This window comes from Halovulum sp. GXIMD14794 (genome assembly GCF_054457455.1).
This window is the reverse complement of the sequence record NZ_JBTLNF010000008.1, coordinates 83,401-96,637: the sequence shown is the minus strand read 5'-3', so window position 1 is coordinate 96,637 and position 13,237 is coordinate 83,401. Positions and strand designations below refer to the sequence as shown.

General features: G+C 63.6%; 13 protein-coding genes. 5 read left to right on the top strand and 8 right to left on the bottom strand.

Annotation, left to right across the window (positions count from 1 at the left end; all coding sequences use genetic code 11):
• Nucleotides 1–8: 8 nt before the first annotated feature.
• Nucleotides 9–515: a GNAT family N-acetyltransferase gene (locus tag ACW9UR_RS19540; protein ID WP_458918742.1), complete on the top strand. Its 507-nt coding sequence runs from the start codon at nucleotides 9–11 to the stop codon at nucleotides 513–515.
• A gap of 16 nt (nucleotides 516–531) precedes the next feature.
• Here ACW9UR_RS19540 and ACW9UR_RS19535 read toward each other — a convergent pair whose 3' ends face one another.
• From ACW9UR_RS19535 to ACW9UR_RS19500, 8 genes are all read right to left on the bottom strand, one after another.
• Nucleotides 532–1,923, bottom strand: a complete 1,392-nt coding sequence (locus ACW9UR_RS19535) for a TRAP transporter large permease (protein WP_458918741.1) — start codon at nucleotides 1,921–1,923, stop codon at nucleotides 532–534.
• Nucleotides 1,923–2,489, bottom strand: coding sequence for a TRAP transporter small permease subunit (locus ACW9UR_RS19530; RefSeq protein WP_458918740.1), 567 nt, complete (start codon nucleotides 2,487–2,489; stop codon nucleotides 1,923–1,925). The genes ACW9UR_RS19535 and ACW9UR_RS19530 overlap by 1 nt, the downstream gene beginning before the upstream one ends.
• A gap of 159 nt (nucleotides 2,490–2,648) precedes the next feature.
• Nucleotides 2,649–3,485 carry a sulfite exporter TauE/SafE family protein gene (locus ACW9UR_RS19525; protein WP_458918739.1) on the bottom strand — a complete coding sequence of 279 codons (837 nt, stop codon included), beginning with the start codon at nucleotides 3,483–3,485 and terminating at the stop codon, nucleotides 2,649–2,651.
• Nucleotides 3,486–3,566: 81 nt separating this feature from the next.
• Nucleotides 3,567–4,688, bottom strand: a complete 1,122-nt coding sequence (locus ACW9UR_RS19520; protein ID WP_458918738.1) for an ABC transporter ATP-binding protein — start codon at nucleotides 4,686–4,688, stop codon at nucleotides 3,567–3,569.
• A gap of 19 nt (nucleotides 4,689–4,707) precedes the next feature.
• Nucleotides 4,708–5,847, bottom strand: a complete 1,140-nt coding sequence (locus tag ACW9UR_RS19515; protein WP_458918737.1) for a carbohydrate ABC transporter permease — start codon at nucleotides 5,845–5,847, stop codon at nucleotides 4,708–4,710.
• 12 nt (nucleotides 5,848–5,859) lie between these two features.
• On the bottom strand, nucleotides 5,860–7,092 hold the full coding sequence (locus ACW9UR_RS19510; protein WP_458918736.1) for a carbohydrate ABC transporter permease: 1,233 nt from the start codon (nucleotides 7,090–7,092) through the stop codon (nucleotides 5,860–5,862).
• An 83-nt stretch (nucleotides 7,093–7,175) separates the two neighbouring features.
• Nucleotides 7,176–8,528, bottom strand: coding sequence for an ABC transporter substrate-binding protein (locus ACW9UR_RS19505; protein ID WP_458918735.1), 1,353 nt, complete (start codon nucleotides 8,526–8,528; stop codon nucleotides 7,176–7,178).
• Between the two features lie 151 nt (nucleotides 8,529–8,679).
• Nucleotides 8,680–9,183 (bottom strand): MarR family winged helix-turn-helix transcriptional regulator, encoded by a 504-nt coding sequence (locus ACW9UR_RS19500; protein ID WP_458918734.1) that lies wholly within the window; start codon nucleotides 9,181–9,183, stop codon nucleotides 8,680–8,682.
• Between the two features lie 241 nt (nucleotides 9,184–9,424).
• Here ACW9UR_RS19500 and ectA point away from each other — a divergent pair, with 241 nt between their 5' ends.
• From ectA to ACW9UR_RS19480, 4 genes are read left to right on the top strand one after another with little or no spacing between them, the layout of a single operon-like run.
• Entirely contained in the window at nucleotides 9,425–9,964 is a 540-nt protein-coding gene (ectA, locus tag ACW9UR_RS19495) for a diaminobutyrate acetyltransferase (RefSeq protein ID WP_458918733.1), read from the top strand.
• 46 nt (nucleotides 9,965–10,010) lie between these two features.
• Nucleotides 10,011–11,300, top strand: coding sequence for a diaminobutyrate--2-oxoglutarate transaminase (ectB, locus tag ACW9UR_RS19490; protein WP_458918732.1), 1,290 nt, complete (start codon nucleotides 10,011–10,013; stop codon nucleotides 11,298–11,300).
• Between the two features lie 4 nt (nucleotides 11,301–11,304).
• On the top strand, nucleotides 11,305–11,697 hold the full coding sequence (locus ACW9UR_RS19485) for an ectoine synthase (RefSeq protein WP_458918731.1): 393 nt from the start codon (nucleotides 11,305–11,307) through the stop codon (nucleotides 11,695–11,697).
• Between the two features lie 39 nt (nucleotides 11,698–11,736).
• Nucleotides 11,737–13,173 (top strand): aspartate kinase, encoded by a 1,437-nt coding sequence (locus tag ACW9UR_RS19480; protein ID WP_458918730.1) that lies wholly within the window; start codon nucleotides 11,737–11,739, stop codon nucleotides 13,171–13,173.
• Nucleotides 13,174–13,237 lie beyond the last annotated feature (64 nt).

Here is a 13,237-nt window from a genome sequence, read left to right as displayed (position 1 = left end):
GTGGCGCCATGCAGTCAACCTTCACCTATCGCGCGCTCACACCGGAGGACGCCAAGGCTTGGCGCGACCTGCGGATCGAGGGCACCCGGGACTTCCCGCTTGGCTTCCTGATCACCCTCGACGAGGCCAAAGCTGCGGATGTCGACCGTTGCGGCGCTATCCTGAGGTCGGGCGCGCTGCGCGGTGTTTTCCGTGGGACCCACATGGTCGGCTTTTGCGGGATCCGTCTATCGCCGCTCGCCCGCATCCGGCACCGGGCCGAGTTGGGCCCGTTCTTCGTTAGAACCGACCATCAGGGCGGCGGCGCCGCGGATGCGCTGATGTCAGGTGTCATCTCGGAAGCGCGGCATCTCAGGCTGGCGCGGCTCGAACTCTATGTCGACACCGAAAACCTGCGCGCGATCGCCTTCTATCGCCGGCACGGGTTCGACCTCGTGGCCACCCATCCCGATAGCGTCCGGATCAACGGGCAGTCCCGCGACGATCATTTCCTCTGCCTTCGGTTGCCGGGATGACAGAAGCCTTCGACCGTCAGCCCGCCGCCACTTTCGGCAGCCATGTGACGATCTGCGGGAAGATAAACAGGATCGCGATGCCGATGATCTGCAGAACCACAAAGGGTAGTACGCCTCGGTAGATATCTCCGGTCTTCACCGAGTTCGGCGCGACGCCGCGCAGATAGAACAGCGCAAACCCGAAGGGCGGCGTCAGGAACGATGTCTGCAGGTTCACGCCGACCAGCACGCCCAGCCACACCGGGTCGATATCCAGCGCCAGCAGAACCGGGGCGGTGATCGGGATCACGATGAAGATGATCTCGAACGTGTCGAGGATGAAGCCCAGCAGGAACATCACCGCCATCACCACCGCGACAGCTACGAGACGTCCGCCAGGCAGCGACGACAGAACCTCGTGCACAAGGTTGTCACCCCCCATCAGGCGGAACACAATCGAGAAGACCGAGGCCCCGAACAGGATGATGAACACCATGCAGGTGATCGTCGCCGTCGCGACAGCCGTTTCGCGCAAGACCGTGAACGACAGCCGCAAGCGCAGTGCAGCCAAGATCATCGCGCCGACCGCGCCGACCGAGGCTGCCTCGGTCGGGGTGGCGATGCCGCCAAGGATCGAGCCTAGAACCGCGATGATCAGCAGCAAAGGCGGTAGAAGGGCGACGAAGACCTCACGCAGCAGGTGCTGTTTCTCCTCTGGCGGGACCGGGGTCGCAGGGCAACTCTCCGGATCTGCGATCGCCTTGAAGATCGTGTAGGCCATATAGAGACCGACCAGCATGATGCCCGGTAGCAGGGCCCCGGCGAAAAGGTCACCGACAGAGACCGGGACGGGCGCAAAATTGCCCTTCTCCATCTGCACCTGGCTGTTGATCGAGGACAGCATGTCCCCCATGAAGATCAGCACCGTCGACGGCGGAATGATCTGGCCCAGCGTACCGCTGGCGCAGATCACGCCGGTCGCAAGCCGCGGGTCGTACCCCGCCCGCAGCATCGCCGGAAGCGAGATAAGCCCCATCGTCACCACGGTCGCCCCGACCACCCCGGTCGAGGCCGCCAGCAGCGCGCCCACCAGAATGACGGAAAGGCCAAGCCCGCCGCGCAGGTTGCCGAAGAGTTTGCCCATGGTCAGCAGCAGCTGCTCAGCGATGCGGGAGCGTTCCAGCATCACGCCCATGAAGATGAACAAAGGAACCGCGACCAGCACCTCGTTGGTCATGTAGCCGATGTAGCGGTTCGGCAGGCTGCCGAAGTTCGACGGGTCGAACACGCCGAAGGCCATTCCCACGAGGCCGAACATCAGCGAGACGCCCGCAAGCGTGAATGCCACTGGGAATCCCAGCAGCAGAAAGGCGATGATGCCGAAGAACATCAGGCCGGAGAGGATCTCTCCGATAAGCACGGGATCCATCAGGCGACGCCCTCTTCGCTGGCAAGCAGGTCATAGCGCATCCGGTCGGGGACCAGATCGCCGCGGTCGCCAAGGACCAGGATCGACCGGCAGATCATCGCGACACCCTGCAGCGCGACCGAGATCGCGAAGACCAGGATGAAGGTCTTGAGAATATAAAGGCCCGGCATCCCGCCGACGTTGGCCGAGCCCTCGAAATAGGACCAGGAGCGGCTGACGAACGGCCATGAGTAGGCGATGACGACGAACATGAAGGGCAGAAGGAACAAGACGGAGCCGATCAGATCGACCCAGGCCTTTCGGCGCTCGGTTGCAGGACGATAGAAGATGTCGACGCGCACATGGCTGTCCTTGAGCAGTGCAAACCCACCGACGGCGGTGAACATCGCTCCGCTCAGCCAGATGTACAGGTCCTGCATCCAGACGAAACTGGTGGCGAAAGCGTAACGCAGTACGACGACCGCGAAACAGACCACCACTATGCCCAGCGACAGCCAGGCGAACACCGCTCCGAGAACTGCGTTCAACGCGCAGATCGCCGCGGCGAGTTTACCCAAGAATCTCATCGTCCCTCCCGTTCGGGCGGCAATCCACCGCCCTCGGCCCTCTTCTTGAACGAGGCCGCTGTCTTGCACGGAGAACGCCGCCGTACAACGGAATTCTATCCCGGTGCGGGCATTTCGCCGCTGATTTGTTACGTCAATGCAGATCAGCAGGCCAGCCTGTTACGCCGTCAGCATTCGCAGGGCGGTCAGAGCCAGGAAAAGTGCAAAGGCACGCTTGAGGTTCGCCGGGTTCAGTGCATGCGCAAGCCGCGCGCCGAGTGGGGCAAACAGGAAGCTCATCGGCGCGATCAGCAGCGCCGCCGGCAGGCTGACATATCCGAGGCTGCCCCAGGGCAGATCCTCGATTCCCCAGCCGGCCCAGACGAAGCCGACCACGCCGGGCACCGCGATCAGCAGGCCCAGCGCGGCGGCGGTGCCTACAGCACGGTGCGGCGGGAAAGTGAATGCGGTGAGGGTCGGAACCGAAAGCGTGCCGCCGCCGATCCCCATCAGCGCCGAGATCGCGCCGATCACACCCGCGATAGTGCGGTTGATCCATGCCCGTATGGGCAGATGGTCCTGGATCACCAGGTTCTTCGGGATCGCCATGTTCACCGCCACTGCAAGCGCGACAAGGCCAAACAGCGCCCTCAGCCCGTCGCCGGGAATGACCTTTGCAAGCAGCCCACCGATCAGCGCGCCGACGAAGACCCCGGGCCCCCAGAGCCTGAGCAGCGGCTTGTCCACCGTACCGCGCCTGGCGTGCGAGCGCATTGAGGAAATCGAGGTCGGGATGATCGTGGCCAACGAGGTCGCCACCGCAAGATGGCTCGCGTATTCCGGCGCAACGTTCAGCAGCGTCAGGACCCAAAATAGCACCGGCACGATGACGATACCGCCGCCGACGCCCAGCAACCCCGCGAGGATGCCTGCGATCACACCGGTCAGGGCGAGTCCCGCGACGAGCAGCGCGATGGTCAGCCCGTCTAGGGCAGCCGGGTCCTGAGCGAGTTCCACGAAGGCGTCCTTCCGTCTGATCCGGCCCCCGCGCGGGACCACGAATGCCCTCGCCCATCATGGTCCGATTGTCCAGCCGCGTCAGTGCGGGCTGACGGTCACGTTCCGGCCTTCGGGATAGAGCAGCGACACGCCGTTGCGGAAGATATGGACCTTGGACGCATCGGCGGTCAGCGAGACAGTACTGCCCTTCATGTCGCGGTGGATGCCCTGAAGCTTGGCGATCACCGGTTCCTCGCCCTTGGGCGCAGCGTAGTAGAGCAGGGTGACCTCGCCCAGTGCCTCGTCGATGGCAACCTCGCCGCGATAGGCATAGCTGTCGCCGTCGACCGCCACGAAATCCTCGGGACGGATGCCGACATTCACCGGCGCATCCATCATCGCCTCGGTCGATGGATAATCCGACACGACCGAACCGCCGCCATCGAGCGCCACAGTCGTCTGCTGTCCGGTCCCAGTGATCTTGCCCGGCAAAAGATTCATCTTGGGGCTGCCGATGAACTGCGCGACGAACTCGTTCTCGGGCCGCTCGTAAAGTTCCAAAGGCGAGCCGACCTGCGCGATCCCGCCGCCTGCCAGCACCACGATGCGGCTGGCGAGCGTCATCGCCTCGACCTGGTCGTGGGTGACGTAGATCATCGTCGACTCGGGCATCGCCTCTTTCAACTGGGCAATCTCGATCCGTGTCGCGACGCGCAGCGCGGCGTCGAGGTTAGAAAGCGGCTCGTCGAATAGGTAGACCTTGGGATCGCGCACGATCGAGCGGCCGATGGCGACGCGCTGGCGCTGTCCGCCGGAGAGCTCCTTTGGCAGACGATCCAGCAGGGCAGACAGCTGCAGTTTCTCTGCCGCCGCCTCGACGGCCTGTCGCACCTCGTCCTCCTTCTTCTTCGCGATGCGAAGGGCGAAGGCCATGTTGTCGTAGACGGTCATGTGCGGGTAGAGCGCATAGCTCTGGAACACCATCGCGATGCCGCGCTGCGCCGGGGGCACATCGTTCACCACCATGTCGTCGATCTCGAGCGTGCCGGCGGTGATCTTCTCGAGCCCTGCGATCATCCGCAGCAAGGTGGACTTCCCGCAGCCTGAGGGGCCGACGAAGACAATCAGCTCGCCTGTGGCGATGTCCAGGTTGATCCCCCGAAGCACCTCGACCTTGCCGCCGTAGGTCTTGCCGACATCGGTCAGCTTCAGCTCGGCCATGCGTTCGCGCTCCCTTGTCTCATTTCACCGACCCCGCAAGCAGCCCGCGCACCAGGTAGCGCTGCATGGCGAAGAACACCGCCAGCGGCACCGCAATCGACACGAAGGCCGAAGTCGCCAGGATTTCCCAGTCGCCACCGCGCGAGCCCAGCAGATTCACCAGCCGTCCGGTCAGCACCAACCGCTCGTCGTCAGTGCCCAGGAACACCAGCGCGACAAGCAGGTCGTTCCAGGTCCAGAGGAACTGGAAGATCGCAAACGAAGCGAGCGCGGGGAAAGACAACGGCAGAATGATCTTCACGAAGATCTGGAAGTCGGTGGCGCCGTCGACACGGGCATTCTCGATGATGTCGCGCGGCAGGCCGACCATGTAGTTGCGCAGCAGATATATCGCCAGCGGCATCCCGAAGGCGGTGTGCGCCGCCCATGTGCCCATGTAGGTCTTGCCGATCCCGATGGCGTTGTGGATCTGCAAAAGCGGGATCAGGGCCAGCTGCAAGGGCACGACAAGCAGCGCCACGACCGCCGCGACCAGCAGTGCCCGGCCCGGAAACTCCATCCAGGCCAACGCATACGCAGCAAAGGCGGCGATCAGGATCGGGATGATCGTCGATGGGATCGCCACGGTCGCCGTGTTGATGAAGGATTGACCGACTCCCGCGCCCGAAGTGCCGCTGAACAGCACGTTCTCGTAGTTGTCCAGGGTGAACTCCGGCGGAGAGGTCGCCGTTGCAAAAACCCTCGGCAGGCGCGCGCCCTCGAAGGATTCGGGACCGACAAGGGAATAGGCGCCATCCTCGGTGACCGTCAGCGCATTGCCCTCGCGCGTTTCGGCGGTTTCGCCTGGCGCGTAGGCCTCGACATCGCGGGAACTGATGCCCCAGGCGCTGATCGTGGCGTCGCGGCCCGGGAACAGCTCGCCCTCGATCACGTATTGGCCGTCGCGCTCGACCTCATCGCCACCAATACGCACAGCAGGCTCCTGCCGCTCCTGTGTGGAAAGCGCCGCCCACCAGCCTGATCCCGAAATCTGGTCCCCGGTCCGGAAGGACGACACGAACAGACCCGCCGTCGGGAACAGCCAGATCAGCACCAGCAGCACCACCGAAATGTGCACCGCCCAGGTCAGGTGAGACTTGCGCCCAGCGATATTGTCCATCGGCCCGCCTCCTTAGCGCATCTCGCGGCGCACGTTGCGCACGTTCCACACCAGGATCGGCGTCACGAGCAGCATGATGACGATGGCGCTGGCCGAGCCGACGCCCCAGTCGAAGGACCGGAACATCTTGTCGTACATGTAGTTCGCCAGAACCTGCGTGCCCCATTGCCCGTTGGTCATCGCCAGCACGATGTCGAAGACCTTGAGCACGACCAGCGTGATCGTGGTCCAGACGACAACAATGGTCGTCATGATCTGCGGCACCTTGATCTTGAAAAAGATCTGGAACGGGTTCGCGCCGTCTACGATCGCAGCCTCGACGGTTTCTTCGGGGATGCCGCGCAGTGCGGCCGAGAGAATCACCATGGCGAAACCGGTCTGGATCCAGATCAGCACGACCATCAGCAGGAAGTTGTTCCAAGGCTCGATGGTCAGCCAGGTCTGCGGCTGGCCATAAGGCAGTTCCGCGGTGAAAACGCCCAGCGTGTTGGTCACCGCAAGCCATACCAGCCAGAGCGCCGCCGCAACGACCGCGAACTGAAGCGGGACCATCCAGAATGAACCCCGGCCCGACCGGCCCATCAGCGGCTTCGCGAACAGCCACGCCCCCCAGGCGACCATCGCGGCGAAGCCCAGCAGCAGGACCGCCGGCAGCAGCCGCAGGAACAGAAACGACCAGATGCCCGGCTCGAAGCCGACCCAGATGGCGTTCAGAATGCCGATCTGATCCGCACCCTCGGGGCGGGTGTCGTAGATCAGCTTCCAGATCACCGAGGCGCCGACGAACGAAATCGCCATCGGCATGAAAATGATCGACTTGGCAACATTGCCCCACTTGATCCGGTCGGTCAGTTGCGCCGCAAGCAACCCGAACGCTGTCGACAGCGCGGGCACCACGATTAGCCAGAGCATGTTGTTGCGGATCGCCTCGACGAACTTCGGTTCGGCCAGCATCTGCTGGTAGTTCGCCAGACCCACGAAAGCATTGCCCTGGTCTCGGTCAGTCAGCGAAAGCCAGAAGGTCGCGACCACCGGATAGGCCAGGTAAAGCCCCAGCACGAGGATCGCCGGGCCAAGGAACAACCACGGGCGGATTTGGTTCGCCCGGTTGATGTTCCGCCCGGCGTTCGGCCCGCTGGCAGGGAACAGCACCTTGTCCAGAAACTGGTTCGAGAAATAGAAGTACCCGACGCATCCGCCGACGCCGAGAAGGACGGTCAACAAACCCTGCAAGGCCGGATGCATGGTCACTCCCTGTCAATGTGGCGGCCCGTTTCCCGGGCGGTTGGGGGCCCCGGACACACCGGAACCCCTGCGGCGCAAGCGCCTTACTTAATCGCGTCCCAGCTGGACTGGATTTCGGAGGCGACGTCCTCGGCCGACTTGCCGCCGACATAGTCGATCATACCGGTCCAGAACGTGCCCGCGCCCACTGCGGCCGGCATCAGGTCCGAGCCGTCGAAGCGGAATGTCGTCGCGTTCAGAAGGATATCACCCATCTTCTTGAGCGTCGGATCACCGTAGAGGTCGGTGTTCACGCCCGAATACGGCGTCAGGAAGCCGCTTTGCGCCATCCACAGCTCATGCGCGATCGGCGTCTTCAGGAACTCGACGAACGTCCGAGCGGCGGGCGTGTCGTTGGTGATGAACGCCAGCGTACCCGCGCCCAGCACCGGCTTGCCGAGATCGACGCTCTCGGAGGCGGGGAAGTAGAAGAAGTCCGCGTCCACGCCGATCTCGGTCCCATCCGGGAAGAAAGTCGGGATGAACGAGGCTTGCCGATGCATGTAGCACTGCGGCGGAGAGGTGAACATGCCGCCCGGGCTTTCGCGGAAGTCCGTCGCGCCCACGGCCGAAACGCCGCCAGCGACCATTTCCTCGGTCTTGGCGACCTCGCCGAACTTCTCGATCACCTCGATGACCTTGGGATCGTCGAACGGCATCTCGTTCGACACCCACTGGTCGTAGACCTCTGGCGGATGCGTCCTCAGCATCAGATCCTCGACCCAGTCGGTCGCCGGCCAGCCGGTAGCGCCGCCCGAACCCAGACCGATGCACCAGGGCGTCTCGCCGTCGGCGATCATCTGCTCTTCGAGCGCCTTGAGCTCTTCCATGGTCTCGGGCACTTCGTAGCCGGCATCATAGAAGTTGTCCGGCACGTACCAGACCAGCGATTTTACATCGATCTTGTAGGGAAAGGCATATAGCCGATCCTCGCCGTCCGGCCCGGTGTACGTGCCAATACCGCGCCAGCTGGACCCGGCGGCGTAGTTGTCCTCGAGCCATTGCGCCGTCTCGTCGCCCAGCGGCTCGACGAAGCCCTTGGAGACGAGGTTCTGGATCAGCCCGGGCTGCGGCAGAATCGCGATATCGGGCGGGCTTCCCGCCTCGGCGTCGATGACGATCTGCTGCTCGTAGTTTTCGGACGACGAGTAGTTCACCGAAGCGCCGGTCGCCTGTTCGAAATAGGCCCAGATGCTCTCGGCCAGGGCCTGGTCGTCGCCACGCCAGGGCCCGAAGACGTTCAACGTCTGGCCCGACAGGTCATTGGTGTCGGCGAAGGCCTGGAAACTGTCCCAATTGAAGCCCCCCTCGCCCACCGGGAATTTCAGGTCCTGGGCATGGGTGGCCCCGACGCCAAGCGTCAGGATGGCCGCGCTGGTCAGCAGCACGTTCTTCATGAAAACTCTCCCTTTTGTCGGCGCGGGTTCGGTGCACCTTCTTGTTATTGAAGGCATCTGAGGCGCTGCCCCCGCGCGTCAAGTCCGTGATGGCGGCTAGACCCCGAAAGGGTTGCCGATCAAACCTGACCTGTCAACTTCGTGCAGACGATCAGACCGCGCCGCGGACATCACTCGCTTCGCTCGTTCGTCCGATGTCGCCCGTATCGAGCACGGGCGAGGCGTCGAGTTCGGCAGCATCCAGCATTGCTGCGACCCGCTCGAGCGAGGCGACGACCATCGCCTGCTCCCAGTCGTCGAGCGCCTCGAACTTGCCGACATAGCGCTGCTGGAGCGGGTCGGGCGCATCCTCGATTGTGCTGTGGCCCTTCTCGGTCACAAGGATATTCGTCTGCCGGCGGTCGGCCTGCGACTTCTCGCGGACCACCATCCCCTGCTTGACCAGCCGATCCACCAGCGCCGTCACCGTCGCCTGCGAGACGCGCATCCGCTGGGAAATCTCCTTCGCGGTACAGCTGCCCTTTTCATTGACGACCTGAAGCACGCGGAACTGCACCGCCGTCAGCCCCGCCGAGCGGGCCAGCTCGCGGCCGAAAAGCTCGGTCGCGCGGAGGATGCGGCGCAGGGCAATCAGGCTGGCATCGGTGCGGTCCATGCGAACTCCGGCGGGCTGGCGGTTGAGCGACCCCCAACATTTGCAGATCGCGCAAGGGGTTTCAACTTTTCACCGAAACGACACACTTCGATTAACAAAGCGTTATGGCGCTTGAACCCTATATTTCACTAGGCTTTCCGCACACCATACACCGCTATGAGCGGAAATTTTCCTTCGATGTTGAAACCAAATGGCCCGCACGCTACTTAGTCTATCGAAGCAAATCGGAGGAACGGTCCAGATGCCAGACAACTTGGAACTGCTGAAGAAGCCAAGCCCGGCGCAGCCCGTCCTGCGCAAGCCGACGTCGGAAGACGGTGCGGCCGTGTGGGACCTGGTCAAGCAGTGCAAGCCGCTGGACGAGAACTCGATGTACTGCAACCTGATCCAGTGCGACCATTTCCGCGACACCTGCGTGGCCGCAGAGTTGGACGGCGAAGTCGTGGGCTGGGTATCGGGCTATGTCGTGCCCGACACGCCGGACACGCTGTTCATCTGGCAGGTTGCCGTCTCGCCGAAGGCCCGAGGCATGGGCCTGGGTCTGCAGATGCTCAACCACCTCTACGGCCGCGACGAATGCGACGAGGTCGAGCGCCTGAAGACCACTATCACCGGCGACAACGACGCTTCGTGGGCGCTGTTCCGCAAGTTTGCAAAATCGCAGGGCGGCGAGCTGGATGCCGAGCCCTACTTCACCCGTGACGACCATTTCGACGGCAAGCACGCCACCGAAAACATGGTCACCATCGACATGGCCGACCGCGCGCGCCAGGCCGCCTGAGCGCACCGCGCGACGCCGGACCCCTTACATAACCGAGGACTTTCTCATGCCGACTGACACGTCAGCCGATATCTCGATCTTTTCCCGACGCGAATCCGAAGCCCGCAGCTACTGCCGCGGGTTTGACAAACTGTTCACCAAGGCCAGCGGCTCGATCATGACCGACGCGAGCGGTCGCGAGTACATCGACTTCCTGGCAGGCTGCTCGTCGCTGAACTATGGGCACAATGACCCGGACATGAAGGCCGCGCTGGTCGAGCACATTGCCGGCGACGGCATCGCGCACGGCCTGGATCTGCATACCGACACGAAGGCGCAGTTCCTTGACGCATTCGAGCGCCACATCCTGAAGCCGCGCGAGATGGACCACCGGCTGATGTTCACCGGCCCGACCGGTGCGAACGCCGTAGAGGCTGCGATGAAGATCGCCCGCAAGGTCACCGGCCGCACCAATATCGTCGCCTTTACCAACGGCTTCCACGGCGTGACCATGGGCGCGCTGGCCGCGACCGGCAACGGCTATCACAGGGGCGGCGCCGCGATGCCGCTGAACGGCGTCACACGCCTGCCCTATGACGGCTACATGGGCGATGCGGATACGGCAGTTCTGCTGGAGACAATGCTGAACGACGCGTCCAGCGGGTTGGACGCGCCCGCCGCAATCATGCTCGAGACCGTCCAGGGCGAGGGCGGCCTGACCGCCGCCAGCCCCGAGTGGGTTCGCCAGATCGCGCAGATCGCCAAGGACCACGGTGCGCTTCTGATCATCGATGACATCCAGGCCGGTTGCGGCCGCACCGGCACATTCTTCTCGTTCGAGGAGATGGGCGTTACGCCGGACATCGTCACGATGGCGAAGTCGCTGTCGGGCTTCGGCCTGCCCTTCGCCGCCGTGCTGGTCCGCCCTGGCCATGACGTGTTCGGCCCGGCCGAGCACAACGGCACGTTCCGCGGCAACACCCATGCCTTCGTGACCGCGCGTGTCGCGATCGAGAAATTCTGGGCCGACGACGCCTTCCAGAAGGAACTGGCCGCCAAGGCTGAAATCCTGACAGACGGCCTGCAGAAATTGGCCGACCTGGTACCCGGCGCCTTCCTCAAGGGACGCGGCCTGATGCAGGGCGTCGACGTCGGCACCGGTGATCTGGCTTCGGAGATCTGCAGCCGCGCCTTTGAGAAAGGCCTGATCATCGAGACCTCCGGTCCCGACGATCAGGTGGTCAAGGTGCTCGCGCCGCTGACCACGCCCGAGGACACGTTCCGCAAGGGCCTGAACATCGTGCTGGAAGCCGCGAAAGACGTGGTTTCCTCCCCCAAGACCATCGCCGCGGAGTAATTCCATGATCGTTCGCGACCTGAACAAGATCCCCGAAGCCGAACCGCACCGCGTGGTGTCGGACGCCCAGTGGACCTCGGTCCGCATGCTGCTGGCCGACGACAACATGGGCTTCTCGTTCCACATCACCACGCTGAACGCGGGCTCGGAGCACGAGTTCGAGTACAAGAACCACTTCGAGAGCGTGTTCTGCATGAAAGGCAAGGGCTCGATCACCGATCTGGGTACCGGCCAGACGCACGAGATCCTGCCCGGCGTCATGTACGCGCTCGACCAGCACGACCGCCACATCCTCCGCGCCGAGGAAGAGCTGGTAATGGCCTGCTGCTTCAACCCGCCGGTTACCGGCAAGGAAGTTCACCAGGCCGACGGCTCTTACGCGCTGGTCGATAGCTGACAACAGAGGAGCCCGGCCCCGCGCCGGGCATTTCCATACATGGCTTTTCCCGAACATACCGTCGAGAAGATCGGCGGCACCTCGATGAGCCGCGTGCGCGACTTGCGCGACACGCTGTTCATCGGCAATCGCACCGACGAAGACCTCTACCACCGCGTTTTCGTGGTGTCGGCCTTCGGCGGCATCACCGACCTGCTGCTGGAACATAAGAAATCCGGTACACCCGGCGTCTACGCGCTGTTCGCCAATGCCGACGACGACCACGCTTGGCTTTCGGCGCTGACCAAGGTTTCGGCCGCAATGACCGAGGCGCATCACGCCGTTCTGGACGACAGCGCCGATCTGGCGCTGGCCGATGACTTCGTGCGCGAGCGGATCGAGGGCGCGCGCTCCTGCCTGTTCGATCTGCAGCGTCTCTGCTCCTACGGCCATTTCCGGCTGTCGAGCCACATGATGGTCGTCCGCGAGCTTTTATCCGGCTTGGGCGAGGCGCATTCCGCATTCGTCACCAGCCTGCTGCTGCAGCGCTCCGGCGTAAACGCCCGCTTCGTCGACCTGAGTGGCTGGCGGAACGAGGGCGAGTACAGCCTTGCCGAGCGCATCGCCGCCGGGCTCGACGACGTGGACCTTACGCGCGAACTGCCCATCGTCACCGGCTATGCCCAATGCGCCGAGGGCCTGATGCGCGAGTACGACCGCGGCTATTCCGAGGTCACCTTCTCGAACATCGCGGCCCACACCGGCGCGGCACAGGCGATCATCCACAAGGAGTTCCACCTGTCCTCGGCCGACCCCAAGTTGGTGGGCGAAGATGCGGTGCGCAAACTGGGGCACACGAACTACGACGTGGCCGATCAGCTGGCGAACATGGGGATGGAGGCGATCCACCCGAACGCCGCCAAGATCCTGCGGCAGGCCTCGATTCCGCTGCGCGTGACCAACGCGTTCGATCCGGGCGATCCCGGCACGCTGATTGACGACAAGGCCGGAGAGGATCCGGCAGTCGAGATCGTCACCGGCCTTAGCGTTGTGGCGCTGGAACTTTTCGAGCAGGACATGGTCGGCGTGAAAGGTTATGACGCGACCACGCTGGACGCGCTCAAGCGGCATAATGTGCGGATCGTGTCCAAGACGTCGAACGCCAATACGATCACCCACTATGTAGAGGCCTCGCTGAAGGTCGTGCGGCGGGTGATCGCTGACCTCGAAGGCACCTATCCCAACGCCGACATAAGCGCACGTTCGTTGTCCATCGTGGCAGCCATCGGCAGCGACCTGAGCGGTCTGCGGGTGCTCAGCCGTGGCCTCATCGCGCTGGAACAGGCTGATATCGAGGTGATCGCCGCGCACCAGACGCCCCGCAACGTGGATGCGCAATTCGCCGTGCCGCGCGAGTCGGTGAACCAGGCGATTTCGGCCTTGCACGCCGCGTTGATCGAGGATCAAGCACGCCCTCAGGTGAAGAAAGCGGCCTGAGGGGGATCAGCCCAAAAAGCCAAGGCCCGGGCGCTTCCGCGCCCGGGCCTTTTTCATGATGAAG